Source organism: Jeotgalicoccus halotolerans, from assembly GCF_003387165.1.
In the GTDB taxonomy this organism is placed as follows: domain Bacteria; phylum Bacillota; class Bacilli; order Staphylococcales; family Salinicoccaceae; genus Jeotgalicoccus; species Jeotgalicoccus halotolerans.
This window is the reverse complement of record NZ_QUMW01000009.1, coordinates 387,050-414,017: the sequence shown is the minus strand read 5'-3', so window position 1 is coordinate 414,017 and position 26,968 is coordinate 387,050. Positions and strand designations below refer to the sequence as shown.

Sequence of the window (26,968 nt, the reverse complement as noted above, 5' to 3'; positions counted from 1 at the left end):
TATGGACATTTCGACGGCCTATAAAGATAATAATTATAAAATCCACGTTGACCGGAATATTTTAAAAAATGTTCTTCAGACTTATACCAAACAATACGAATCTGTATACTATATTATCGATGAGAATATCTATGATATATACAAGGATTCAAAATTATCATTTATAATATCGCCGCTGGTCGTCACAGGAGGAGAATCGTTTAAATACGTTTCTCCTCTAATGCACACTATGGAAGCACTGCTCGCATCCGGGATCAAGCGGAATTCTCTGCTTGTTGTTATCGGCGGCGGCGCCACGGGGGATGCCGGCGGTTTTATCGCAAGCATTATTCTCCGGGGTGTGGATTATATTCATGTGCCTACGACACTCCTCGCACACGATTCCGCTATCGGCGGCAAGACTGCGATTAATTCCGAACATGGTAAAAACTTAATCGGCGCATTTTACCGCCCCCGGGCTGTCATTTATGATCTTGAATTTCTTGATTCGCTGCCGGAAGATGAAGTGCTGAGCGGTTTCGGAGAAGTTTTCAAGCATGCGATGCTTCACAGTCCCGCACTGCTGGATGAACTTATGGCGGCGACAGAGAACAGTATCGATATTACAGCGCTTCCGCCTTATATCATTAAAGGCATCGAAACAAAAATGAAAATTGTTATCGAAGATGAGCATGAATCGGGCAGCCGCAAGTTTTTAAATTTAGGACATACGCTGGCCCATGCTGTGGAATATAAATATAAAATTCCCCACGGGCAGGCAGTTATGCTCGGAATCATTGCAGCGCTTTATATATCTAACGAATTGAACGGCGCCGGTTTTGACCTTGATGCATACATTGCCTATATACGTCGTCACGGCTATCCGGTTCAGCTCCTTAAAGAGATGGATATTGACGAGATGATGCACTTTATGCAGAAAGATAAAAAAAATCACCGCAGTGATTATATAAGCTATGTTGTATTCGAAGATAAAAATACCCCTGCTGTCACGGATATAAAAATCGAAGATTTGCAAAATATGCTGACAGCATTAAAGGAGCGCATATGAAACAATTACTGAATGGAACATTTCAAGGCACTGTAAGAGTCCCCGGCGATAAGTCAATCACACACCGCGCTCTTATGCTCGGTGCACTGAGTGAGGGAACAACTCAGATTTACCGCCCCTTAATCAGCGCGGATACGCTCAGAACTTTTGAAAATATGCGTCAGCTGGGCGCGGAAGTGACCCAGGAAGGCGATGATTTTAAAGTTGTCTCAAAAGGGCATGACCATTTAATATCACCTGATGCTGTCTTGTATACAGGCAACAGCGGCACAACAACACGGTTGATTACAGGCCTGCTCGCCGGTCTTAATAATATTACTGCATCGGTTGAAGGTGACGCAACAATCGCTAAACGGCCGATGGACCGCGTTGTTATACCGCTGTCGGAAATGGGTGCTGATATTTCTCTGAAAGACGGCAGATATCCGCCGGTAAATATTCATCCGGCAGTATTAAAACCATTGGAGTACGATATGCCGGTTGCATCTGCCCAGGTGAAAAGTGCAATACTTTTTGCTGGACTGTTTACTGACGGGGAGACTATCGTGCGTGAAACACACCAGTCCCGCAATCATTCAGAGATTATGATGGGGCAGTTCGGTGCGGACATTTCCGTCTCGGGGACAACTGTTAAATTACAGGGTGGCAAAAAGCTTTCAGCCTCGGACGTGACCGTGCCGGGGGATATTTCATCGGCGGCATTTTTAATCGTGCTCGCACTGATTACGAAAGATGCTGATATTACTATTGAAAATGTCTCATTGAACGAAACACGGTCAGGTATTATCGACGTCGTGAAGGCATGCGGGGGCAAGCTTACAATTACCGAACGCGATTCTAAAGGTGAGAAGTTCGGAGATATCAGAGTGCAGTATACACCTGATTTAAAACCTTTCCATATCAGCGGCGATATTATTCCGCGCCTGATTGATGAAATTCCGATTCTCACGGTGCTTGCAGTATTTGCTGACGGTGAGAGCACTGTCCGCGGTGCGGAGGAACTAAGATTTAAAGAAACAGACCGCATTACAGCTGTAATTGCGGAGCTGACAAAATTCGGTGTATCATTTGAAGAGTACGAAGACGGTTTTAAAGTGAAACCCGGATATAAAAAAGTTAAACAGGATGAACTGTTTAAAGGCTATCATGACCACCGTATAATTATGATGCTGATTGTCATGGCGGCAGCTGCGAATACAAATATTGAAATTGATGACCAGAGCGCAATAGACGTATCGTTCCCTTCGTTTGTTAGTGATCTTGAGGGTTTAAGAAAGGACCGGTAATATGCAGGAAGAAATACTCCGTATAATCGATAAGCTCCGGCAGGGGACTTATCCCGAAGAAGATTTAAATTATATACTGAACAGTTTAGAGCAGTTTCACTCGGATGAATCGCTGGAGGCTTTGTTCTTACTCGGTGATGCGCTGCAGAATGCAGGGCTCGACTATCAGGCAAGACAGGTCTTCCTACATTTAAACGACAATGTTGATCACGATGATTACGTCATCAGCTATCTCGTTGATTCGTATATCAATGAAGCGCGTCTCGACGAAGCGCTGACACTGATTAATAACAGTCCCGAAACACCGACGGTGCTGATGCTGAAATCTGAAATCTTCCAGCAGATGAACTTAAATGATGTAGCTGTCCGTCTCTTATTCGAAGCGAAAACGATGACGGATGATATTATTATCGACTTTGCAATCGCAGAGCTTTACTACACGCTCGGAGACCTTGAAGAAGCGATTCGTTTTTACGAAACAGTGCTGAACGAAGGTCTTGAGGAAGTCAACGGCATCATCATCAGCCTGCGCCTTGCGGATATTAACCTAAATCTTTTAAACTTCGATGACGCACGCGCATATTTTGACAACGTGCCGGACGAAAGCTACGGAAATGAAGACTTTTATAAAGAAGCACTGCTCGAGTACAATTTAAAAGAATACGACCGTGCGAAAACTCTTCTCGATAAAGTTATCGATAATGAACCGTACTTTATCAATGCTTACATTCTTCTGATGAACATCTATGAAACTGAGCATAATCTCGATGAGGCCCTGGAAACGCTGCTCCGCTACCTGCGTGAAAATGATAAAAACGCATTGATATACTTCCATATCGGGCGCCTTTACTTCAGGCAGAACAAACCGGAAGAAGCCATCGAAAACTTCACTATTGCCACATCGCTCGATGAAGACTACGATGACGCTTATCTCATGCTGTTTGAAAGCATCCTGAAAACTGGCGAAACTGAGACGGTCGATGAGTATGTTAAACATCTCGATATCAATGCGCTGAGCGGGGAATCCATTTACCTTCTTGCGAAAATTGAAGCAGAGAATGAAAATGACGAAAAAGCACTTAAGTATTACGAAGATGCGGAAGCACTGATTGGAGAATCAGCAGAATTTTACGCCGATTTCTATTACTATCTGATTGAAATCAATCATCCGAAGAAAAAAGAAGTACTCGAAAAATTAATCAAACTAGAACCCGATAATCTGGAATGGCAGCTGGATTACGAGCGAATAGCAGGTGAGGAAGACGAGTTTTAAAAAAGATTTTATAAATTATTGTTTGTATAATTATGAATTCAAAGACCATACTGCAGTGTGGATTTTAAATTTTATAAAATCCCATCCTCTAATAACGCATAATATTTCGTTTACAAAATCGGGACTCAGCCGCAAGCTCCGTATTGCTGAAAAGAGAACAAACCGGCCGACTTTAATGTTTGAAAAGAACGGCACGGTAACCGCCGACGGCGAGACGATTTTCCATGAGCTCAACCTGAACAAAACCGAAGAGCTGTACGTCGAATTTATCTTCTCAAAAAACGATGTCCGCTACAATCAGGCGAAAACTGAAGAACTGATGAAAAACGATGAAATTCTATTGGAAGATATTAAAGAACTCGAAGTTTTAATCGATGAGGCGCTCGTGTCAAAAGATAAAGAACGCTTTTTCGAACTGACAGATGAACTCCAAAAATTAAATGATAAAAGAGGTTAGTATTTGTGCTTTATAATAATCGCGATTTACGTGTGTTAAAAGATGAAATTGAATTTGTCGATACGGCAATCGTTCCTTTTGCCAAGATTGATTTTGACGGCGATCTGCTGCATCATGCAAATAATCTGGAACTGGTTCAGCTTATTACCATCCAGCTTGAAAAGCAGCTGAAAGGCCGCCTGATGATTACTCCAGCTTTAACAAATGTAGGCGGGGACAGTTCGGCGCTTGAAACGTACAGAGACCAGCTTACGGGCTACGGTTTTAAACATGTAGTCAGCTTGTCGTTTGATTCCATCGACATAGAAGGCGTCGATCATATAAAAATTAACAGCATTCCAATCAGTGATATGGACAATGAAATGAAAATTTCAATTATTAACGATGAAGTTAAAACAGTGATCAAACAGATAATCGGAGTGTGGAATCAATAATTAAAAGTATAATTACACATTTCTGTTTATAACATGTGTCAATTATTTGAAAACCGTATTGACCGCCTAGTTTTAATGAGCTAAAATTGAAATGTCCTAGTTATATTATATGTAAAAGTATGTGCGTTTGAGGGGGGAAAGAAAAATGTCGCAAAAAGTAACAAGACGCCAGTTCCTGAACTACTCATTAATGGGTGTAGGGTCGTTCATGGCGGCAGGTATGATTCTGCCAATGGGAAGATTCGCACTCGATCCGCTTTTCCAGGAATCTTCTGCAGGTGACATGATTACTACAAGTGTAAAGATTGATGACATCACAGAGGAACCGGTCAGTGTAGACTTCACATTCGAACAAGAAGATGGTTGGTATGTGAGTGAGGTAACGGATTTCGCTTGGGTTTACCGCGAAGGCGATGAAATCATAGCGTTATCACCTGTGTGTAAACATTTAGGCTGTACGGTTTCATGGGCAAGTGATGCCGCTAACCCGGATAGATTCTTCTGTCCGTGTCACAACGGGCTTTACGAAAAGAACGGTGCTAACGTACCGGGAACACCGCCTCGTGGACCGCTTGATATGTTCGAAGTCGGAGAATCAGACGGCTACCTGACAATTGGTGCTATACACGAGAATGAATTGGTATAGGAGGGAATTAAATGCTAAATCGTATTTATGATTGGATTGATGACAGAATTGACATCACGCCGATCTGGAGAGACGTAGCTGATCACGAAGTGCCAGAGCATGTTAACCCTGCCTACCACTTCTCAGCTTTCGTCTACTGTTTTGGAGGACTGACGTTCTTTATTACAGTCATTCAGATTTTATCTGGAATGTTTTTAACAATGTATTACGTGCCGGACATTATTAATGCCTGGAACTCTGTATACTTCCTGCAGCAGGATGTAGCAGCGGGCGTTATTGTCAGAGGTATGCACCACTGGGGTGCAAGTTTAGTAGTGGTTATGATGTTCTTACATACTCTCAGAGTATTCTTTACAGGTGCTTATAAGTCACCGCGTGAATTAAACTGGGTCGTAGGCGTTCTGCTGTTTGCAGTGATGCTCGGTCTGGCTTTCACAGGTTACTTACTGCCATGGGACATGAAAGCATTATTCGCTACTAAAGTAGGCTTGGATATTGCTGAGAGTGTTCCGTTCATCGGAGAATGGATTAAGACACTTCTCGCAGGTGATTCAACTATTATCGGTGCACAGACACTTACAAGGTTCTTTGCCATCCACGTATTCTTCCTGCCTGCTGCACTATTTGTATTAATGGCAATTCACTTTATCTTAATACGTAGACAAGGTATCTCAGGACCACTATAAGGGGAGGGAAAATATATGAAACGCGGTAAAGGTCTCACTTTTGTCGGTGACTCACGAATTCAAAAATATGACAAACCAAAATTAAATCGTGACTATTCAGAATTCCCTGGTCGTACAGAGGAGTTCTGGCCCGATTATCTGCTCAAAGAATGGTTGGTCGGAGCAGTGTTCTTAATCGGATTCCTATGTTTGACGGTCGCTCATCCGGCGCCGCTTGAACGTATGGCAGATCCAACTGATACAGGTTATATTCCATTACCTGACTGGTATTTCCTTTTCCTTTATCAGATTCTTAAATACACATACGCTTCAGGTCCGTTCAACATTGTCGGTGCCATGATTATTCCTGGTATTGCTTTCGGTGCTTTACTTCTTGCACCTTGGCTTGACGGCAAAAAAGAACGCCACTGGAAAAAACGCCCGGTAGCAACTGGAATGATGCTGATTGCAGTTGGTATAATTTTCTATACAACTTGGGAATCGGTAGCTTACCATGACTGGGAACAGCAAAATCAGCAGGGACAGATTGTCTTCTCAAACTTAGATGCTGAAGACCCTGTCTTTAACGATTTGATTCGTACAAACTGTACGAGCTGTCACGGGGGAGAGCTTGCCGGTGGATCGGGTCCTAACCTGATTGAACCGGAACTAGCTCCAGAAATGGTTGAAGCTTTTGTTAGAAACGGTACAGAAGAAATGCCGGCCTTCGAAGGTCAATTAACAGATGATGAAATTACAGCAATTTCTGAGTATGTTGCAGGCCTCGAACTGACAACAAAAGATGAAGCAGCGAACACTGAAGAATCAGCAGAATAATAATAATGACCCTTCTGGCAACAGAAGGGTCTTCTTATAGGTGAAATGATGATATATAACTTATATAAACTGATGTTTAACAGACTCTTCCTGGTCTTTCTTTTGATTTGCAACATCGCTGGAACAATATACGGTTATATATGGTACGGCGGCCAGCTGTCTATTACACCGTGGTATTTTTATCCATTCGTTCCTGACAGCCCGACAGCCACTCTGTTTTTATGTATATTAATTGTCTTAATATTATTCAATCAAAAATTCGGCCTGATCGATGCCCTGGCTTTTACTACGCTGATAAAGTATGGAGTATGGGCAGTAATTATGAATATCTGGAACTTTATCGATATGGGGTTTGTGTCTTGGATCGGACTCATGCTTATCGCTTCACATGCTGCCATGGCGCTGATGGCATTTATGTTCCTGCCTTATATTGAGATTAAACCTTGGCATTTTTACGTTACAGCCGTCTGGCTGTTTCACAACGATGTCATTGATTACGTCTATATGCAGTATCCGAAATACGGCAATCTTCATCCGTATGCACAAGAAATAGGATATCTTGCCTTCTGGCTGACAGTCATTGTCCTCGTGCTACTATATAAGCTTGCGGCTAGACGTAATAATTGACTAAAGTAAAAACAGTTTAGTAAAATAGTGTTATGAAACAGACGGAGGGACTAACTTGTATCTTATAATCTATTTTGTAATTTTAATGATTGTACCAATGCTTGCACAGATGAATGTCAAATCCACCTTTAACAAATACTCCAAAGTACGCTCAACAAGCGGTTTGACAGGACAACAGGTTGCAGAAGATATCCTCCGGGAAAATGGAATATACGACGTCACCGTTGAACGCGGGCAGGGTGTTCTCACGGACTACTACGACCCGAAAAACAAAAAAGTCGTTCTGTCTCCCGGCAACTTCGACAACCCGAGTGTTGCAGGCACCGCAGTAGCCGCACACGAAGTCGGGCACGCAATCCAGCATGCTACCGGCTATAAGTTTTTAAATTTCAGATCAGCATTGTTCCCGCTCGCACAGCTCGGAAGCAACTTCTCGTACTTCCTGATTATTGCAGGTATCATTCTGACAGCGGCACAAAGCGCTGCAGGCGGCGGACTTGGTGAAATACTTCTCTGGTCAGGTATCGGATTAATGGCCTTTGCCGTACTCTTCCAGATCGTTACACTTCCTGTGGAGTTCGATGCATCGAGACGGGCAATGAACCAGATTGAAGAACTGAACATCGTGAACAGTAAAGAATACCGCCACGCTAAAAAAGTGCTGAACGCTGCAGCAATGACTTACGTTGCCGCAACAGCAGTAGCTGTAGCCGAACTGTTACGCTTTATCATGATTGCAAGAAACTCAAATTAATAATTTTTAAAAGCAGCTGCAGAATCCTGATTACAGGATGGTGCAGCTTTTTTTGTTGAGTTTAGGGTCAGTGTTGTACCGGTCATATGAGCTCATGGAGTTTCTAAGCGCCTGATTCATACGCAATTTTTATTAAAACACAGCTTTCCAAACTTATATCATCAATGTAAACAGATTCATTTCCCTTATACTCTCATATTCATTATAATTAATATTGATAAACGATACTATAAGCATTAGAGGTGCATGATTATGAAAATTGGAATTACATGTTATCCAAGTGTCGGCGGCAGCGGTGTTATCGCTACGGAACTTGGTATTCAAATGGCCCGCCGCGGGCACGAAGTGCACTTTATTTCATCGAGTGTGCCGTTTAGGCTTGAGCATAATTATGATAATATATACACGCATCGGACAGAGGTTAATGACTACAGCGTCTTTAAATATCCACCGTATGATATTACTTTATCGAGTAAAATATCAGAGATTATCGACCGTTACGAGCTAGATGTTATTCACATGCATTATGCAATTCCGCACGCAGTCTGCGGTATACTTGCGAGACAAATGTCAAAAAAGAAAGATGTCGGTATTGTCACGACGCTGCACGGCACAGATATTACAGTTCTCGGCCACGATATGTCGCTCGTCAGCGCCATAAAATTCGGCATCGACAACTCCGATATCACGACTTCTGTCAGCAGCAGCCTGACGGAGGAGACTTATGGGTTAATACAGCCTGAAAGCGAGATTGAGACTGTTTATAATTTCGTCGATGAATCCCGTTTTAATACCGGCAAGAGAGATGAAATTAAACAAAAACTGAAAGAAAAGCTCAATATTCCAAAGAACTCTAAAGTGCTTATGCACACATCGAATTTCAGGAAAATTAAAAATGCTGATGATATTGTCCGCACCTTTTATGAGACTTCAAAAGAAATCGACTGCCATCTGGTTTTTGTCGGAGATGGTCCTGATATGTACAGCATCAGATCTCTCGTCAGCAGTCTCGGCATTGAGGACCGTGTGCATTTTGCCGGTCAGCAGTCGGATGTGAGTTCATATTACAAATTAAGCGATGCTTTTTTGCTTTTGAGTGCTAAGGAAAGTTTCGGTCTCGCTATGCTTGAAGCAATGTACTGCGGTGCCGTGCCAGTGGGCTCGACAGCTGGAGGTATATCCGAAGTAATCAAACATAAGGAAACAGGTTATGTCGTAGAGGTCGGCGATTATAAGCAGGCAGCAGCCTATCTGATAGAACTGCTCAGCGATGATACATTGTACGAAGAGATGCAGGACAAGATGCTGAAAGATGTTAAAAAACGATTTAACATGGACAGTATCGTTACCGAATACGAAAATCTTTATACCAGACTTTTGGCAGGTGCAGACAATGACGGAACAAAATCTATTTAAAATCGGCGCCAAAATTATAGAGCGTTTGGAAGAAAATAATTATGAGGGCTACTTTGTCGGCGGGGCGGTTCGGGATTATACGCTCGGCCACGCTGTCAGCGATGTCGATATTACGACGAACGCGCTTCCTGATGAAATCGAAGCTTTATTCGATAAAACAATCGATGTCGGTAAAGAGCACGGCACGATAATTGTCCTGATGGACGGACTTCCGTTTGAAGTGACGACTTACCGTGTCGAAGGCACTTATACCGATCACCGGAGACCGGATAATGTTTTTTTTACTCAGCATCTGAAAGAAGACTTAAGCCGCAGGGATTTCACAATTAACGCGATGGCGATGACTGCTGATATGGACTTGTACGACCCTTATAACGGCTTAAAAGATCTCAAAAGCAGGCTGATCAATACAGTCGGCACAGCTTCAGAACGCTTCGATGAAGACGCACTCCGCATGCTCCGTGCTGTCCGCTTTATGTCGCAGCTTAATTTTAAGCTTACTTCTGAGACAGAAAAAGCCGTTGCAGAACACGCCGGCATGCTCCGCTATATTGCCGTCGAGCGGATTACAGCAGAGCTTCGTAAATTATACTGCGGCATCAATGTTCAAAGTGCAAAAGATGTTATCGCAAAAACAGATATGCTCAGCTATCTCCCATTCTTTCAATATATCGATAAAGAACAGTATATTCAGTCGAGAGCGCTGTCGCTGGAGCAGGAAGCTGTCGTTCATATTTACAGAGACAGCGCTTTAGAGAAACATCTCGGCACGCTGAAACTGGCTAACCGTCAGAAAACAGTGATAAAAGAATCTTTGAAAGCAATCGAAGCGCTGGAAAACGGCATGAATACAAAGCTTTTAGCTTACCGTTATGAAGAGGACATTTTAAATGGTGTAAATGATATAATAAAATTAAACGCACTCGTCAGTGCTGACCTTGAAGATCATCTTGAGGCAGCCATTGATGCGCGTCCGCAGCTCGCTTTAAAGAACAGGAGTGAACTCGCTGCCGACGGCAATACTCTGATGACCGCCTTAAATGCAAAAGGCGGACCCTGGCTCAGCGAGTGTCTGAATGCAATTGAGGAAGAAGTGCTCCTCGGAAATCTTAACAATAACGAAAAAGAAATAGTTAATTGGGTGAATTTACATGTCAAAAACGAAGACGGAAATATTGTCTTTACTGATGGAAGGTAATTATCTGTCGGGCGCCCGGCTCGCAGAGGAACTGAATGTTTCCCGGACTGCAGTCTGGAAAAATATTCAAAAGCTGAAAAGTGACGGCTATAATATTGAAGCTGTAACAAACAAAGGCTACAGGTTGCTTGAACCGCCGGGCAGAATTAATGAAACACTGCTCGCCGGCACGGTGCAGAAATCCGATCTCTTTGAAGAACTGATTTTCAAAAAAACCATCGATTCCACGCAGAATCATGCATTCAGGATTTTAGACCGGTATGATGGTAATATAGTAATTGTCAGCGGTCAGCAGACCGCGGGACGCGGCCGCTTTAAACGCGAGTGGCTGTCGCCGGAAGACACCGGGCTCTATATGTCGCTTGTGCTCCGGCCCAACGTGACTAACCAGGAAATGATTGTCTTTAATTTATTTATGTCGCTTGCCATCAGCAGCGCAATACGTGAATCGACAGGTTTAAAAAGCGGTATAAAATGGCCGAATGATATTTTTATCAACGATAAAAAAGTGTGCGGATTTTTAACGGAGGTCATCAGTGCGGACAATATCGTAGATACGATTGTCTGCGGGATCGGCATCAATATTAATCCCTCGCCTGTAACCGGTTCTCTCGGGACCGCGACATCGATTGCCGGTGAGCTCGGCAGAGAATTTGATGTCAATCATTTTACCGAGGTGCTGTTTGACAAAATAGAGTATTACTACGATAAGTTTTTACACGCGTCATTCAGCTCGATAAAAGAAGACTGGCTCTGTCAGGCAATCATTTTTAACCGCGAGCTGACAATCACGACTGTCAAAGAAAAATTGAGAGGCAAAGCTCTCGATATTACTGATGAAGGCTACCTGGTCATTTTAGACGGGGACCAGAACATACATAAGGTAATCAGTGCCGATATTGAAATTTAACTTGGTGATATAATGTTAAACAAAACATTCGCAGTCGTCGATCTGGAAACGACTGGAAATAATCTGGAAAAAGATAATATCATTCAATTAAGTATTGTGTTCGTACGTAATTTGAAAATTACAGGACAGTACAATACTTTTTTAAGTGATGAAACAGCTGTGTCACCGTTTATACGCGAACTGACGAATATTTCTTCAGACATGCTGGTCGGCGCACCAAAATTTAAAGACCTTGCAGAAGATTTGCTGAGCCAGCTTGAAGATGCGGTTTTCGTTGCACACAATGTTGATTTTGATCTGACTTTCCTGCAGGCTGCCTTCCAGTCTCAAGGTCTGTCCTACAAGCCCATGCACAAACTTGATACGGTCGAACTCGTCCGTATCTTTCTGCCGTCTGTATCCGGCTACCAGCTTCATCTCGTTGCGGAACATCTCGGCATCGAACTGTCTCAGGCGCACCGGGCGGATGAGGATGCCTATGCCACAGCCGAAGCGCTGATATTTATCATGCAAAAAATGATCGGCCTGCACCGTGAAACGCTGATAAAAATCTACCATCTGTCGAAGATGATGCGGACCAGCCTGACCGATTTGATTTTCTCAATATTAAACCGGTATACAGATGATAACGATGACAATATTATCAGCTACAACCAATTTTATATTAAGGATACGAGTGTTACCCATAAATCAATAGATCCTGTGAGCGTACATGATCTGTATCATAAATATCTCAGCATTACGGGGAATGACTACCGGGAAGATCAGTACAAGCTTGCGCTGTTAATTTACGACTCGCTGGTCGAAGAAAATTATCATGCGATAGAAGCTTATACCGGACTCGGGAAAAGCGATGCATTCTTAATAGCGGCTCTCAGCTATTATTCGGCTTACGACGGTCAGGTCGTCGTGTCGACCTCGCGGAAGATACTGCAAAATCAGCTGATTGAAGAGTCGCTGATGCGGCTCAGAAAAGTAGTGTCATACGATACGCCGTTTGCGCTCTTAAAAGGCAGGCTCAACTATGTTGACCTTAACGCTTTTACAGCGCTGCTCGGACTCGATGATGCAAATCCTGAAATATGCTTTCTTAAGATGCGCATGCTCGTCTGGCTCATTGAAACAGAAACCGGCGATCTGTCAGAAGTAAATCTCCGCGGGCCGGAAAAATCGTATTATGAAACCATGCTGATTCAGGCAGGGGATAAAAAGCACCATTTTTATTTTAAGCGTGCGCTGTCAAACGCAAGGAAAGTACCGATTATCGTTACCAATCATTACTTTTTAAACGACTGTCTCAATAATCTTAAAGACATTCAGGCGCTGATTATCGACGAGGCTCATCAGCTGAAACAGGCACTGGATTTGAAGGAACGCAGAAAGTTCAGCTATCCTGAACTGAAGTTCTTTATCGGCCAGGTCGGTCTGATTAATCAGGACAGACTGCTCAGCCAATACAGTAAAACCAACAGTGCAGTATCTATGTATCTGCTTGAGGATCTTGTAATTAATCTGAATAAAAATATCGATTTATTATTTCAGGAGCTGTCCCGGAAAAAAGTGAGTGAGGCGCTCGAAACACTCGACAGTCTCATAAAATTTACCGATATGTTTTTAAGCACCGTACGAGGCACTGATAATTATCAGGCTTTGTATAATCACATGCATTATTTCGATGATTCCCTGAAGAATCTGCGCTATGCGCTCGCTTATGATGATTATCATATTAAAAACAGCAAAAACTTCCAGAAAACAGAAGTAACCATCCGGACAGATGTCCTTGACACACTGGCTGATGCCCTCAGATCCATTCCCTGTCAGATTCTCCTTTCCGGCACGCTGGAAGTGCACGAAAGCTTTAAGCATTTAAAATACTGGTTCGGCGATTATGACTTTAAGACAACGGTCATGAACCGGACAGAAATGTATAAAGATATTAAATTATTTATACCGAATGATATCAGCAGCTATGACCCGCATGACAGTGCCTATATCGTCGACATTCTCGATTATATTGCACTGTATTTAAGTGAAACGAACTCGAAGCTCATCGTTATATTTTCAAATTACGAACTGCTGGAGCGGGTGTACAGCTTTACTGAAGATATTGAACTGTTTGAACAGATTCCCGTTCTCCGCCAGTCTCATAATTCAAATAATGAAAAACTGCTCAGCCAGTACAACCAGCTGAGCCAGTGCCTCCTGCTCGGAACTTACACTTTTACCGAAGGGATTAATCTCGTCAGCGATCAGGACAAGGCGCTGATGCTGACAAAACTTCCGTTCCCGGTGCCTAAAGGCGACAGTTTCAGAGATTTCTATACGGCAGACCTGCCGGAAGCTGTCATTCATTTCAGACAGATTATCGGCCGGGTCAAGCGGAGCAGAGAAGATAAAGGAATCGTACTCCTGTTCGATGACAGGATTATGACCAAGCCGTACAGGCAGGCATTTTTAAAATATTTTCCTAAAGAAAATATTATTCATGACACGAGGGAAACTTTTAAAGCGCTGCTTTTTGGTTTATAATAAGGAAAACATAATTGTTAGGAGACTGCAGCTTGGAATTATCAAAAAAGGTAAAGTCAATCACGCCCAGCCAAACTATAGAAATTACTAATACTGCAAGACAATTAAAAGCTGAAGGCGTCGATGTTATCAGTCTGTCAGCCGGGGAGCCTGATTTTAACACTCCCGATGAAATCATAGATGCTGTGAATGCTGCTGCTAAAGCGGGGCATACGAAATATACAGCTTCTGCCGGTCTGCCGGAATTACGCGAAGCTATTGCTAAAAAAATGCAGCGCGATAATAATTTGACGTATGATTCAACTGAAATATATGTCGGCAACGGTGCCAAACAAGTGCTGTACAATATTTTTCTCGCAACCTTGAACCCGGGAGATGAAGCGATTGTGCCGTCACCTTACTGGGTCAGTTATACTGAACAGATTAAAATGGTCGGCGGCGAACCGGTCACTGCAGTGACCGGAGAAGATACTCATTTTAAATTAACTCCGGAGCTCCTAAAAGCTCACCTGACTGAAAAAACGAAGATGCTCGTTTTAAACAGTCCGAACAATCCGACAGGTTCTGTCTATTCAAAAGAGGAACTGCAGGCGCTTGCAGATGTGCTCGCTCACACTGACATCATCATCGTCGTCGATGAAATTTACGAGGTGCTTACTTACGGGACCAAACACGTCTCAATCGCATCTCTCAGTGATGAAGTTAAAGCCCGGACTATCATTGTTAACGGCGTCAGCAAGTCGCATTCTATGACAGGCTGGAGAGTCGGCTACGCCTGCGGCGATGCCGAGCTTATTTCTGCCCTTGCAGCTTTAACATCACAGTCTACTACGAGTGTGGCAGAACCCGCGCAGTACGGTGCTATTGCAGCATACAATATGGACCCTGAAGAAACTGAAGCTTACAGGGCGATATTTGAACGCCGCCGTGATAATGCATACAAAAAAATTTCTGAATTGCCGCATGTGACATGCCTTAAACCGGAGGGTGCGTTTTATCTGTTTCCTCACATGCAAACATGTGCAGAAGCATGCGGTTATGAAACAGTGAATGAATTTGTGAAAAACATACTCCGTGAAAAACATGTTGCTTTTGTTCCGGGATCCGGCTTCGGCGCTCCGGAATATGCAAGAATCAGCTATTCGCTGAGTGAAGAGAAATTTAACGAAGCAATCTCCCGCATTAAAGAATTTATCGAAGAAAAAACTAACGCATAAGGATGTAGAAGTTATGAAAATCACTATTAACCAGGCACCACAATATACAGGACAGGAAGTTACTATTGGCTGCTGGCTGCTGCAAAAACGAGGCAGCGGAAAACTGCAGTTTCTTCAGCTCCGTGACGGCACAGGTTTTATGCAGGGTGTTGTAGTCAAAGCTAATGATGAAGATTTGTTTGCCACAGCTAAAGGACTGCACCAGGAAACATCGATGTATGTTACAGGAACTATTAAAGAGGACGAACGTTCTTCTTTCGGCTACGAGATGGAAGTTTCAAATATTGAAATTATTCAGGCTGCAGAAGGCTATCCGATTACACCGAAAGAACACGGTCCTGAATTTCTTTTGGATAACAGACACTTATGGCTGCGTTCGAGAAAACAGCATGCAGTGATGAATATCAGAAATCAGATTATTAAAAGCACGCATGATTTTTATTTCAACAACGGCTTTAAGAAAATTGACTCGCCGATTTTAACGAGCAGTTCTCCTGAAGGCACGACGGAATTATTCCATACTAAATATTTCGATGAAGATGCTTACTTGTCACAAAGCGGTCAGCTGTACGCTGAAGCGGCTGCTATGGCACACGGCAAAGTCTTTACTTTCGGCCCGACTTTCCGCGCTGAAAAATCAAAAACGCGCCGCCACTTAATCGAGTTCTGGATGATCGAGCCGGAAATGGCTTTTTACAATCACGAAGACAGCCTGGTAGTACAGGAGCAGTATGTTGAATACCTGGCTAAAAATGTACTTGAAAACTGCAAACTCGATTTAGAAGCGCTCGGACGCGATACGACAGCGCTTGAAAAAATTAAAGCACCGTTCCCGCGTATTTCATACACGGAAGCAATCGATCTGCTGCATGAAAAAGGTTTCGATGATATCGAGTGGGGCGATGATTTCGGTTCACCGCATGAAACTGAAATTGCGAACAGCTTCGACAAGCCGGTCTTTATCGTCAACTATCCGAAAGCAATTAAATCATTTTACATGAGTACGAACCCGGAAGATCCTCGTACAGTGCTCTGCGCCGATTTAATCGCGCCTGAAGGCTACGGAGAAATTATCGGGGGCAGTGAACGTATTTCCGACTACGATGAGCTGAAAGAGCGCATTGTGGAGTCAGGACTGAACCTTGATGCTTATGAATGGTACCTTGACCTGCGTAAATATGGCAGTGTACCGCATTCAGGTTTCGGACTCGGTCTCGAGCGTGCAGTTGCCTGGTTCTCAGGTGTTCAGCACGTCAGAGAAACTGCACCATTCCCAAGATTATTAAATCGTTTATACCCGTAAAATCAATGGAGATGTTAGGTTACCTAATGTCTCCATTCTGCTGTTGGAGGGAAATATATGGTTAACGATTATTTAAAATATATTACGATTCCGGTCAATAAAATACTGCTGGATAATTATGCAAAAATAGGGCTTGATGAAGCCGGTGTCATTATTTTAATCAAGCTGCTCGAACGCTACCGCACACATAATACGCCGCTTAATTTCAGCGAGCTGCTTGCCGGCACGACTTTAAACGAGAGTGAACTGACTCATATTATTCAGTCGCTGATAAAAGAAAACCTGCTAGAACTCGATACGCATCAAATCGACGGCAAATACACCGAAACGTATAACTTTGAACCGCTGTATAATAAGCTCGAGGACTTTATCATGTTTGAAGAGAAAGCACCGGTCAAAGACGATACGACGCTGCGCGGTTTGTTCGAATATATTGAGCAGCTGTACGGCAGGGCGATCAGTCCGAACGAGTACGAGCGCCTGAACAGCTGGATGAACGTTTCAAACTATCAGCCGGAAGCCATTCAGGATGCGGTGGATATCGCGTATAAAAGCAATATTACATCGCTGCAGTACGTGGAGCGTATTTTGAGCAGCACGTCGAAAAGCGAACCGGTAAAAGGGACAGGACTGCCTGTTATATCATGGCTGGATGGAGGTAGCCGACTTGACAACAAGTAAGAAAAAAACGATGGAAATGATCGATGTTATCGCGGAGATGTTTCCGGATGCTGAAGCAGAACTTAATTATACAAACCCGTTTGAGCTGACCATTGCTGTGCTGTTAAGCGCGCAGACGACAGACGTCGGGGTAAACAGGGTGACTGAGGGACTGTTTGAGCGCTTTAAAACTCCGGAAGATTATTTAGAAGTCGATGTTACAGAGATCGAACAATACATTAAAACAATTGGTTTATATCGTACAAAAGCTAAAAATATTCAAAAACTCTGCCGTGATCTAATCGATAAATACGATGGCGAAATTCCGGGGAACTACGATGATTTAGTGTCGCTCGCGGGTGTCGGCCGGAAGACTGCGAACGTCGTTTTATCCGTCGCATTCGATACGCCGAGAATCGCAGTCGACACGCATGTTGAAAGAATTTCAAAGCGGCTCGGTATTGCGCGTTATAAAGACTCACCGCTCGAGGTCGAAGAAACACTGATGCGTAAAATCCCGGCTGAACGCTGGAGCAAAACACACCATCAGTTAATATTTTTCGGACGTTATCACTGTCTGGCCCGCAATCCCAAATGTCACGAATGTCCTTTACTGGCAGAATGCCGGGAAGGGCAGAAACGTTTGAAAAAAGGATTGGTTAAAATTTAATGATTGGAGCCGCATTTCCTGTGAGGAGGTGCGGTTTTTGTTTGAGTGGTTTGGAGTAAATATTAGCAAGAGCGAGAGCTTTAAGAATTTAATTGGACAAAAAATACGTATGATATAGAGGGGAAAGTTATAGATATATTGAGTATGAATCCGGTAGTTCAAAAGATTTTACTAAATTCAAAAGCAATAGATAATTAACAATCCAGATTTCTTTGAAAATAGAAGTACTTAATTATTGAATCATAAAGTATATTGATCGTAAATATCTCGGGATAAGTAATCTAAGTCAAATTTCTAATGTAGTTCATTCAATATAAAAATATTTAAGAGGGATATTATTTTTTCCTTTAATTGAGTGATGGATAGTGAAGTATATCTAAAGTATAATAAAAGTAAGAATTTAATAAAAAGGTGATTCTGGGGAAGTTAAAAAATTTTACCGTACCCAGCGTGAGGTTGCATCTGTAATTAATGAAATTGTGGATGACTATTGGGTGGATAAATTATCAGATGAAGAATTAGAAGTGAATTTAATGATGATGTATAAAAATAATCAAGATAAGATTATAAAGAATGAAAATTATACTACAATACTAAGACAACAATGCGGAAAAAACCGATTAGCAGTTGTTTCTAAAATTATTGATTTTAATGCTGAGGAGATAACCAGACTATGATAGATCAAGTATATTCCACATCACTAACTGGTGCTGGCTTTAGATTTTTCGAATTTAAATTAGTAGTTAATCTGATAGAAAAAGGATTAACAGATGGAGAAATTAGAAAAAAAGTACTTGAAGAAAATTTATTTCAGGAGAAAGCTTCAAGTACAAAAAGAAGCCTCCCTTATATTTTAAACAGAGCAAGAGTATTAGACAATCAATTAAGGCAGTATATCCTAAATGAACCAACTCAAATGGCTAAACAAGTTAATTTCTACGCTATTATGAAGACTGACTTATTATTTTATGAATTTATGGATGAAGTGATTAAGAGTAAAGTCCAAGATAATGATTTAATTTATGAAAGAAAAGATATAAATATCTTTTTCAAAGAAAAGTCAGAGGCTAATGAACAAATAGCTGATTGGAGTGAGTCAACATTGAAACGTTTAAAAAGCTCATATAATCGGCTTTTATTAGAAATGGGTTATTTAATTGAACTAATTTCAATAGACTTGATACCACTTCAAGTTGATGATATGTTACGCGATCATTTAGTAAGAATAGGGGATAAAAAATACGTTGAGGCAATGGAAGGATAGCATTTATGAGCATAATAGATAAACGGCTAGATTTAATCAAAGATAAAATTCATGAAGAAACCTTCGTTAATGGCAAGGGCCTTGGAAATGAAATTAGCTTTTATATTTTTGATTACGATCCGAAAGATGAGTTAAAAGTAAGAGATCATATATACTATCTAATTAATGATTATTTCAAAGCGCCTCATCATAAGCGGAAAATTATTGAATTTAATCTCTATGAAATGTTCCTGGACATAGCTAAAGAAAAGAATATTTATAATCAAATATTTGATATGGAACAAAAACAAGGTAAAAATTTTCTATACCGAGCTTTAACTACTTTCGCAAGACCGGAAATATTTTTAGATAGGATTAAAAATGAAATTGACGATCATAACGTAATATTTATTACAGGCGTCGGTCAAATATACCCATTTGTCCGAACACACAATATATTAAATAATCTTCAAGATATTTTAGAAGATAAAATGCCTGTTATTTTATTCTATCCTGGACAATACAGTGAACAAGATTTGCAATTATTTAATAAACTGGAATCAGAAAATTACTATCGTGCATTTCGCCTAATCGATAATTTTGAGGGGGAAGAGTTTTGATTATTAAAGATATGTTTTTAAAAGATATAAACCGTGATATACGTGGCGTAGTAAAAGTACAGCAGAGAGATGAAGAAATTGTCTATCAAGAACTGGATGAGTACGTAGTTACCAAAGAGTTGAAAAAGCACTTTTCGCACTTCTATGAAAACTATGCTCGTAGTGTGGATCAACCAACAGATAAAATGGGTGTATGGATCAGCGGGTTCTTTGGTTCTGGTAAGTCCCACTTCCTGAAGATTCTATCTTATTTACTAAATAATCAGCTGGTAAATGGAAAAAGACCAGTTGATTTCTTTGAAGAGAAGATTAATGACCCTATGGTCTACGGTTTAATGGAAAAATCTGCTTCTGTTGAAACAGATACAATTTTATTTAACATTGATGCAAAGAGTAACACGAGTTATACAAGCAGAGATGCGATTTTGCGTGTGTTCAAAAAGGTGTTTGATGAACATCGAGGATACTATGGAGATAACCCAGCTATTTCAAGAATGGAGAAGTTTTTGGATGATGAAGGTAATTTTAAATTGTTCAAGAAAAAGTATGAAGAATTAGCACAGGAACCATGGGAAGGTAATCAAAGTAATTTCTATTTTAGAGGGGAAGAGATTATTCAAGCGCTTGCTCACGCTTCGAATATGTCTGAAGACAGTGCAAGAAACTGGTTTAGTAAAATTGATCAGGCAGATGATCTAACCATTGAATCATTTGCAGCTGAAGTAAAGGGGTTTATTGACAGTAAAGATCATAATTTCCATTTAGTATTCTTAGTAGACGAAATTGGTCAATACATAGGGGATAATCGAAACTTAATGCTGAATTTGCAAACTGTGGTAGAAACTCTAGGGACGACTTCATTAGGTAAAGTTTGGGTTCTTGTAACTTCACAAGAGAGCATTGATGATGTTATCAAAGTTAAAGGTGATGACTTCTCAAGAATCCAAGGAAGATTCGATACAAGACTGTCCTTATCATCTACTTCTGCAGATGAAGTGATTAAGAAAAGAATTTTAGATAAAAAACCAACTGTTACTGAGCGGCTCAAGGCGGTTTACCCAGAACAAGGTCCGATATTGAATAATCTAATTAGTTTTCGAGGCACCCCAGGGAATTATAGAGGATATAACGATGGAATAGAGTTTGCCCAAGATTATCCATTTGTCCCTTATCAATTTAAGTTACTTCAAAATATCTTTGAGCAAGTGAGAAAACATGGATCTTCTGGAAAACATCTTTCAGAAGGAGAGCGGTCACTGTTGTCTGCTTATCAAGAAGCTGCACAACAATATGGAGATGAAGAGGAAGGAGCACTCATACCACTATACGCGTTTTATAATACAATGAGTGAATTTTTAAATCCTACTATTACCCGAGTGATTAATGGAGCAATAAATAATCCAAATCTATCAGATGATGAATTCCATGTAAATCTTTTAAAAGTGCTCTTTATGATTAAATATATTGAGGAAATTCCTGGAAACATTGATAACTTAGCAACTTTAATACTGACAAATGTAAATGACGATAAAACTACCCTCAAACAAAATCTTACAGAATCTTTAAACAAGCTTCGCCAAGAACGCTTAATTCAAAAGAATGGTGAGCATTATATCTTCTTGACGGACGAAGAACAGGACATCAACCGAGAAATCCAAAGTATTTCCGTTGACGAAATGGATATCATTAATGCACTCTCTGAGTATTTATTTGAAGATATTTATCCGGAGAAAAAATTTAAATTCTCGAATCACTATCAATTTAATTTTAATGAAGAACTCGACACTGTAAAACGTGGAAGACAAACAGCAGGTATTAATTTATCTGTCCTGACGGCACTTTCAACTAGTGACTTAGCAGATGAAGAACTTCAAATGCAGACGATGAATTCACGTGACCTGATTGTTCGATTAGGAGGAGACGCTTCCTATATTGAAGAAATGGAAGAAGTTCTAAAGATTGAACAGTATCGCAGACGGCGAAATATGAATGATTTATCTGAGACAAAACAAAATATCTTGAATAATAAACAGGCTGAGGTCCGTGAACGTCGACGCAGAGTAAGAGATTTACTGGAGGCCTCCGTAAAAGAGGCTGATTTTTATTCGAATGGTCAAAAACTTATAACAAACGGTTCGACGGCTCGTGAACGTATCAATCATGGATTATCTTATCTCGTGGAAAATACTTATAATAAACTTAGTTTAGTGAAAGACCATATTGACAGTGAAAGAGATTTAAAACAAAAAATCACTTCTAATGATACTGGATCTTTAGCACTTGAAATGGATGACTCTACCTATCCAAATATATCGGCAATGAACGAGATTGAACAATACATTGAGTTGCAAACTCAAATGAGCAAGCAAATTACAGTGAAGCTGATTTATGATCATTTTGGCACAGTTCCTTTTGGCTGGAAAGCTTTAGATATTGCAGGAATGCTGGTAGATTTGTTAAAAGATGAAAAAATCCGCTTACGATACAATACAATTTATTTAAATATGCAAGAGTCTCAAAAAGAATTAATGGATGTCTTTACGAACAATACAGAAAGTGCGAAAGGCATTATTCTTAAACGTGAAAAAGTAGATGCAGCTTTAATTTCAAAAGTAAGGCGAATCGCACGGAGTCTCTTTGACATAGTTAGTTTGCCGCAAGACGAAGATGGTATGATGTTAGGTATTCAAGAGTTAATCAATAATAAAAAGAACGAAATTAAGACGTACAAACAAGATTATACAAATAAAAACTATCCAGGGTTGAGTCTGTTAGAAAAAGGCATAGAGCTCTTCGACCATTTTACGAATCAATTAGACAATGTGACTTATTTTAATAAATTGGTTGAGATGGAAGACGACTTAATTCAGTGGGATGATGACTTTGAGCTTGTTAAAGGATTTTTTGAATCAAATCAAAAAAATCTTTTTGATAATGGCTTAGAAATACTCAATCGATATGAGCGAGATCAATTGTTCTTCGAAAATGAGATGAATGAAACAATTGAAAATAGTGTACAAGAGTTGAAAGGAATAATAAGAAATCCTATCCCATATTCAGAAATTAAAGATATTCCAGGGCTGGTTGATATTTTTAAACAAACTTTCGATGAGATTCTAAAAGATAGACAAAACAAAGCGAAAGAGAAATTACAAACTGATTTTGAAACTCTGAAGAACTTAAGTAGTCAAGAGGGAGTTTCTGATCAAACAAGAACAAAAATTGATCAAGCTTGGACAAGTTACCTGAAACAAGTTGACGAGACGACTGATATCCATCGGGTGGATGCTCTAACTGTTTATAGTAGTGATGCAAGGGATAACATTGAATTAACAATCAGACGAGAAATGGAAAAACTCAGTCAAGAAAACAGCGGGAATGAAGGATATCCAACGACTATTTTTGAGTCTAAGCCAGTACGACAAGTGAGAGTAGCAAGTCTTGTAAAATCAACTAAATTAGAAACAGAACAAGATATTGAAGACTACTTAAATGAATTATCACGAGAATTAAAAAGACATATTAACATGAACCACATTATCGAATTAGTAGATTAGAAGGGTGATCTCATGAATCAGGGGAAATTAAAAACATTTGCAGTTGAAGCGCGTAGAGAGCTACTTGAAAAAGTAGCTCTTCAAGCTAGAAAAATCGGTGTCACCGAAGATAGTATAAATGAAGCTACAGTAGAAAGTTCGGATGCTTTAATTATTAATGGACAACATTTATCAAAAGACGAACGTACGCAACGAGACAAGTTAATTCGTAGAATCGAAGAAACGAGCTTTGAACAAGTGATGGAAGAAGCAGCTTATACATGGTTTAATCGTTTTATGGCTTTACGCTTTATGGAGGTCAATGATTACTTACCAACAAGAGTTCGTGTTTTATCTTCTTTAGATGGCGGAAACGAACCAGACATGATGAAAGAAGCTTTGTCACTAGGTCTTGATATAGATACTGAAAAAGTTTATGAAATGAAATTAAATAACCAAGACGATGAACTTTTCAAATACTTGATTATCTCTCATTGTAATGACTTAAATGATTACCTGCCGTTCATGTTCGGTACGATTGAAGATTACACTGAAATCCTCTTCCCAGAAGGATTATTGAATACTGATTCTTTTGTAAGAAAAATGACAGATATAGATGTATTCCCAGAAGGAAATTGGGACCAAGTAGAGATTATTGGATGGCTGTATCAATTTTATATTTCTGAAGAAAAAGATCGTGTTTTTAGTGAAAAAGGTAAATATGATTCAAAGGATATTCCAGCTGCTACGCAATTGTTCACTCCTGAATGGATTGTAAAGTATTTAGTGCAAAACTCAGTTGGACGGAAATGGATAGAAGCTCATCCAGAACATAAGGAGTTAGCCGAAAATTGGGAATATTATATAAACCATGAAGACGATGAATATCAAGAAGAAACACCAAGTTTTGTAGATGAAAATATAGAAATAGAAGAACTAAAAGTGTTAGATCCAGCTATGGGTAGTGGCCATATATTAGTGTATGCATTTGATTTATTATACAAGATTTACATAGAAAATGGCTACACTAGAAATGAAATACCAAGACTTATACTTGAAAATAATTTATATGGCATAGAAATAGATGATCGAGCCTATCAGTTAGCCAGTTTCTCATTAGTTATGAAAGCATTACAATATGACAATCGTTTTTTAAATAAGATACAAAGACTACCACTGAATATGAATATCACTGCTATTCAAGAAACAAATACTCTACCGCAATCAACTATTGATGTTCTGGCAGAAGAAGTCTCTGGAGAACATCACGAAATGGTGGAGCAGTTTTTTAATCAATATAAGTATGCAAAAACTTATGGTTCCTTAATCAAAGCAAGTATTAAAGATACATCTTTTATTGAAGATAGAGTAAATAAAATTAAACTCCAACCCTTAGAAGACTTACTGATTATTGAAGCTGTCGATTATATTATTCATGAAGTACCTAAACTAATTAAACAAAATGAAATATTGAATGGCAAGTTTGATGTTTTAGTTATGAATCCACCATACATGAGTTCATCTTCAATGAATGATGTACTTAAGAAATTTATTAATAAAGAATATCCAAGATCAAAATCAGATATGTTTGCTACATTTATGGAATTGGACCACCTACTAAATGGTAAGGCTTTATATGCTGCAATTAATATGCATTCTTGGATGTTTTTATCCAGTTTTGAGAAACTCAGAAAACACATTGTATCATCAAAACAGATAGATTCTATGCTCCATTTAGGTACACGTGCTTTTGAAGAGATTGGTGGAGAAGTTGTCCAAACGACCGCATTTGTATTAAGAAATAATCTAATGGATGATCTCCCTGGAACGTATATTAGGTTAGTTGATTTCAACAATTCGGCACTAAAATCTAACAAAGCAAAAAAAGCGGTAGCAAATCCAGGAGTTACATATAGATATACTTTCGACCAAAATAACTTTAAAGAGATCCCAGACAGTCCAATTGCATATTGGGCACATGAAGCAATAATACAAGCTTTTAATAAAGGAGATAAAATAGGTGACTTAGTAGATGCTAAGGTGGGGCTTCAAACCGGTGATAACAACAGATTCTTAAAACTATGGTGGGAACCATCACATTTAAGAATAAAGTATGATTCTAATAATGCTAGTGAATTATTGACAAGCGATAAAAAATGGGTACCCCATAATAAAGGAGGGATGAGAAGACAATGGTATGGAAATAATGACTATGTTGTTAATTGGGAGAATGATGGATATGAAATTAAGAATTTTACAGATTCAAATGGTAAACAGCGATCAGTAGTAAGAAATCCAAATTATTATTTTAGAGAAGCTATTACATGGTCAGATGTGACAAGCGATGGTTTTTCCATCCGATACAGAGAGAAGGGAAGTATACATGATTCTACAGGGAATTCAGCGTATTCTGAAGATTCGAATAAATTATTATATCTTATGGGTATACTTTCTACGAAAGTCTCACAGTATGTTTTCGAAATGATTAATCCAACAATTCATTTATCAGTGGGTTATTTCACTTTATTTCCAGTATTATTTGAAAGATTTAGTATGGGTTCTGTCATCGAATTGGTAACAACATCTATAAACATAGCAAAAACAGACTGGAATTCCTTTGAAACTTCATGGGATTTTGAAAGATTGCCTATAATCGAATACGATGAAGATTCTGGATTAATAGGAAAAAGTTATAATACTTGGGTTAAATTTATAGATGATCAGTTTAATCAACTCAAAGAAAATGAAGAAGAATTAAATCGTATTTTCATCGATATTTATGGTTTACAAGATGAATTGACTCCTGAAGTAAGTGATCGAGACATTACGATTACCAAAATTTATGATGATGTAAAAGATATTCCTGAAGAAATTAAAGGAAATCAATATATACTGACGAAAAAAGATGTCATGCAACAGTTCATTTCTTATGCAGTAGGTTGTATGTTTGGTCGTTATTCGTTAGATGAAGAAGGGTTAGTTTATGCTGGGGGAGAGTTTGATTCTTCTAGATACGAAACATATAGTGTAGTTGAAGATAATATTATTCCAATTACTTCTGATGTTTATTTAGAAGATGATTTGGTCAATCGTTTTATTGAATTTGTTGAAACAGTCTATGGCAAAGAAACGCTTGAAGAAAACTTAAACTTTATCGCTGAAGCATTGGGTCAGAAAAAGAATGAAACAGCTAGAGACACTATTCATAGTTACTTCTTAAAAGATTTCTTTAAAGATCATGCGAAAATGTACAGTGTTACTGGTAGTGGAAGACGTCCGATTTATTGGAAGTTTACTTCTGGTAGAGAGAATGCATTTAACTGCTTTATCTATATGCATCGTTATGACAAAACAACGATTTCTCGTATCCGTACGGAGTATTTACACGATGTCCAACAACGATTAGAAACAAGAAAAATTGATTTGGATCAAATTTTAAATAGTGATGCAAGTACGACAGAATTGAATAGAGCAAGAAAAGAAATGAAAACTGTTGAAAAGCAGTTAGCAGAGTTAATCGCTTATGATGAAAAATTACGTCATATGGCGGATCAACAGATAGAAATTGACTTAGATGACGGATTTAAAGTCAATTATCCGAAATTTAAAGGGTTAGTTGAAAAAGTATAGGTTAACAAG

22 protein-coding genes and 1 pseudogene are annotated in these 26,968 nt (G+C 39.7%); all 23 read left to right on the top strand.

Translation table 11 applies throughout. From position 1 onward, the window contains the following. The first annotated feature begins 1 nt into the window (after nt 1). The 23 genes and pseudogenes from aroB (at nt 2) to pglX (ending at nt 26,959) form a co-directional block, all read left to right on the top strand. Complete coding sequence (aroB, locus tag DFR63_RS03275) at nt 2-1,048, top strand: 3-dehydroquinate synthase (protein ID WP_115884306.1); 1,047 nt, start codon at nt 2-4, stop codon at nt 1,046-1,048. Beyond that, the gene (gene aroA, locus DFR63_RS03270; protein WP_115884305.1) at nt 1,045-2,334 is read left to right on the top strand and encodes a 3-phosphoshikimate 1-carboxyvinyltransferase; all 1,290 of its coding nucleotides are present in this window, start codon (nt 1,045-1,047) and stop codon (nt 2,332-2,334) included. The genes aroB and aroA overlap by 4 nt, the downstream gene beginning before the upstream one ends. 1 nt (nt 2,335) lies before the next feature. After that, nucleotides 2,336-3,607, top strand: a complete 1,272-nt coding sequence (locus DFR63_RS03265; RefSeq protein WP_115884304.1) for a tetratricopeptide repeat protein — start codon at nt 2,336-2,338, stop codon at nt 3,605-3,607. Further along, entirely contained in the window at nt 3,588-4,064 is a 477-nt protein-coding gene (locus DFR63_RS03260) for a YpiB family protein (protein WP_115884303.1), read from the top strand. The genes DFR63_RS03265 and DFR63_RS03260 overlap by 20 nt, the downstream gene beginning before the upstream one ends. A 5-nt stretch (nt 4,065-4,069) precedes the next feature. Continuing rightward, a complete protein-coding gene (locus tag DFR63_RS03255; protein WP_115884302.1) occupies nt 4,070-4,498 on the top strand; it encodes a DUF2487 family protein in 429 nt (142 codons plus the stop codon). A gap of 145 nt (nt 4,499-4,643) precedes the next feature. Then, on the top strand, nt 4,644-5,144 hold the full coding sequence (locus DFR63_RS03250; RefSeq protein ID WP_115884301.1) for a QcrA and Rieske domain-containing protein: 501 nt from the start codon (nt 4,644-4,646) through the stop codon (nt 5,142-5,144). A gap of 11 nt (nt 5,145-5,155) precedes the next feature. After that, on the top strand, nt 5,156-5,830 hold the full coding sequence (gene qcrB / locus DFR63_RS03245) for a menaquinol-cytochrome c reductase cytochrome b subunit (protein WP_026858063.1): 675 nt from the start codon (nt 5,156-5,158) through the stop codon (nt 5,828-5,830). A 15-nt stretch (nt 5,831-5,845) separates the two neighbouring features. Beyond that, nucleotides 5,846-6,646: a menaquinol-cytochrome c reductase cytochrome b/c subunit gene (locus DFR63_RS03240; RefSeq protein WP_115884300.1), complete on the top strand. Its 801-nt coding sequence runs from the start codon at nt 5,846-5,848 to the stop codon at nt 6,644-6,646. A 45-nt stretch (nt 6,647-6,691) separates the two neighbouring features. After that, the gene (locus DFR63_RS03235; RefSeq protein WP_115884299.1) at nt 6,692-7,273 is read left to right on the top strand and encodes a DUF1405 domain-containing protein; all 582 of its coding nucleotides are present in this window, start codon (nt 6,692-6,694) and stop codon (nt 7,271-7,273) included. A 55-nt stretch (nt 7,274-7,328) separates the two neighbouring features. Beyond that, on the top strand, nt 7,329-8,027 hold the full coding sequence (locus tag DFR63_RS03230; protein WP_228063404.1) for a zinc metallopeptidase: 699 nt from the start codon (nt 7,329-7,331) through the stop codon (nt 8,025-8,027). Between the two features lie 252 nt (nt 8,028-8,279). Further along, nucleotides 8,280-9,443, top strand: coding sequence for an N-acetyl-alpha-D-glucosaminyl L-malate synthase BshA (bshA, locus tag DFR63_RS03225; RefSeq protein WP_115884298.1), 1,164 nt, complete (start codon nt 8,280-8,282; stop codon nt 9,441-9,443). Beyond that, complete coding sequence (locus tag DFR63_RS03220; protein WP_162842263.1) at nt 9,421-10,641, top strand: CCA tRNA nucleotidyltransferase; 1,221 nt, start codon at nt 9,421-9,423, stop codon at nt 10,639-10,641. The genes bshA and DFR63_RS03220 overlap by 23 nt, the downstream gene beginning before the upstream one ends. Beyond that, complete coding sequence (locus tag DFR63_RS03215) at nt 10,595-11,551, top strand: biotin--[acetyl-CoA-carboxylase] ligase (RefSeq protein WP_115884296.1); 957 nt, start codon at nt 10,595-10,597, stop codon at nt 11,549-11,551. Before DFR63_RS03220 ends, DFR63_RS03215 begins: the two co-directional genes overlap by 47 nt. A gap of 12 nt (nt 11,552-11,563) precedes the next feature. Further along, entirely contained in the window at nt 11,564-14,080 is a 2,517-nt protein-coding gene (locus tag DFR63_RS03210; protein WP_115884295.1) for a helicase C-terminal domain-containing protein, read from the top strand. A gap of 32 nt (nt 14,081-14,112) precedes the next feature. After that, the gene (locus tag DFR63_RS03205) at nt 14,113-15,297 is read left to right on the top strand and encodes a pyridoxal phosphate-dependent aminotransferase (RefSeq protein WP_115884294.1); all 1,185 of its coding nucleotides are present in this window, start codon (nt 14,113-14,115) and stop codon (nt 15,295-15,297) included. A gap of 13 nt (nt 15,298-15,310) precedes the next feature. After that, a complete protein-coding gene (asnS, locus tag DFR63_RS03200) occupies nt 15,311-16,600 on the top strand; it encodes an asparagine--tRNA ligase (protein WP_115884293.1) in 1,290 nt (429 codons plus the stop codon). Between the two features lie 57 nt (nt 16,601-16,657). Next, a complete protein-coding gene (locus DFR63_RS03195; RefSeq protein ID WP_115884292.1) occupies nt 16,658-17,281 on the top strand; it encodes a DnaD domain-containing protein in 624 nt (207 codons plus the stop codon). A gap of 10 nt (nt 17,282-17,291) precedes the next feature. Beyond that, complete coding sequence (gene nth, locus DFR63_RS03190) at nt 17,292-17,930, top strand: endonuclease III (RefSeq protein ID WP_245954130.1); 639 nt, start codon at nt 17,292-17,294, stop codon at nt 17,928-17,930. Nucleotides 17,931-18,370: 440 nt separating this feature from the next. Continuing rightward, nucleotides 18,371-18,607 (top strand): annotated as a pseudogene (locus tag DFR63_RS03185) (TIGR04540 family protein); the annotation flags it as partial. Beyond that, a complete protein-coding gene (locus DFR63_RS03180) occupies nt 18,604-19,194 on the top strand; it encodes a DUF1819 family protein (protein ID WP_115884289.1) in 591 nt (196 codons plus the stop codon). The pseudogene DFR63_RS03185 and the gene DFR63_RS03180, both read left to right, overlap by 4 nt. Before the next feature lie 5 nt (nt 19,195-19,199). Continuing rightward, entirely contained in the window at nt 19,200-19,793 is a 594-nt protein-coding gene (locus tag DFR63_RS03175; protein ID WP_115884288.1) for a DUF1788 domain-containing protein, read from the top strand. Continuing rightward, complete coding sequence (brxC, locus tag DFR63_RS03170) at nt 19,790-23,350, top strand: BREX system P-loop protein BrxC (protein WP_115884287.1); 3,561 nt, start codon at nt 19,790-19,792, stop codon at nt 23,348-23,350. Before DFR63_RS03175 ends, brxC begins: the two co-directional genes overlap by 4 nt. A gap of 12 nt (nt 23,351-23,362) precedes the next feature. Further along, complete coding sequence (pglX, locus tag DFR63_RS03165; protein ID WP_115884286.1) at nt 23,363-26,959, top strand: BREX-1 system adenine-specific DNA-methyltransferase PglX; 3,597 nt, start codon at nt 23,363-23,365, stop codon at nt 26,957-26,959. Nucleotides 26,960-26,968: the final 9 nt, after the last annotated feature.

Bases quoted from the DNA above. Each gene is read 5' to 3' on its own strand.
- aroB (WP_115884306.1), top strand. From the start codon at position 2: ATGGACATTTCGACGGCCTATAAAGATAATAATTATAAAATCCACGTT.
- aroA (WP_115884305.1), top strand. From the start codon at position 1,045: ATGAAACAATTACTGAATGGAACATTTCAAGGCACTGTAAGAGTCCCC.
- DFR63_RS03265 (WP_115884304.1), top strand. From the start codon at position 2,336: ATGCAGGAAGAAATACTCCGTATAATCGATAAGCTCCGGCAGGGGACT.
- DFR63_RS03250 (WP_115884301.1), top strand. From the start codon at position 4,644: ATGTCGCAAAAAGTAACAAGACGCCAGTTCCTGAACTACTCATTAATG.
- qcrB (WP_026858063.1), top strand. From the start codon at position 5,156: ATGCTAAATCGTATTTATGATTGGATTGATGACAGAATTGACATCACG.
- DFR63_RS03240 (WP_115884300.1), top strand. From the start codon at position 5,846: ATGAAACGCGGTAAAGGTCTCACTTTTGTCGGTGACTCACGAATTCAA.
- DFR63_RS03235 (WP_115884299.1), top strand. From the start codon at position 6,692: ATGATGATATATAACTTATATAAACTGATGTTTAACAGACTCTTCCTG.
- bshA (WP_115884298.1), top strand. From the start codon at position 8,280: ATGAAAATTGGAATTACATGTTATCCAAGTGTCGGCGGCAGCGGTGTT.
- DFR63_RS03220 (WP_162842263.1), top strand. From the start codon at position 9,421: ATGACGGAACAAAATCTATTTAAAATCGGCGCCAAAATTATAGAGCGT.
- DFR63_RS03215 (WP_115884296.1), top strand. From the start codon at position 10,595: ATGTCAAAAACGAAGACGGAAATATTGTCTTTACTGATGGAAGGTAAT.
- DFR63_RS03210 (WP_115884295.1), top strand. From the start codon at position 11,564: ATGTTAAACAAAACATTCGCAGTCGTCGATCTGGAAACGACTGGAAAT.
- asnS (WP_115884293.1), top strand. From the start codon at position 15,311: ATGAAAATCACTATTAACCAGGCACCACAATATACAGGACAGGAAGTT.
- DFR63_RS03195 (WP_115884292.1), top strand. From the start codon at position 16,658: ATGGTTAACGATTATTTAAAATATATTACGATTCCGGTCAATAAAATA.
- nth (WP_245954130.1), top strand. From the start codon at position 17,292: ATGGAAATGATCGATGTTATCGCGGAGATGTTTCCGGATGCTGAAGCA.
- DFR63_RS03180 (WP_115884289.1), top strand. From the start codon at position 18,604: ATGATAGATCAAGTATATTCCACATCACTAACTGGTGCTGGCTTTAGA.
- DFR63_RS03175 (WP_115884288.1), top strand. From the start codon at position 19,200: ATGAGCATAATAGATAAACGGCTAGATTTAATCAAAGATAAAATTCAT.
- pglX (WP_115884286.1), top strand. From the start codon at position 23,363: ATGAATCAGGGGAAATTAAAAACATTTGCAGTTGAAGCGCGTAGAGAG.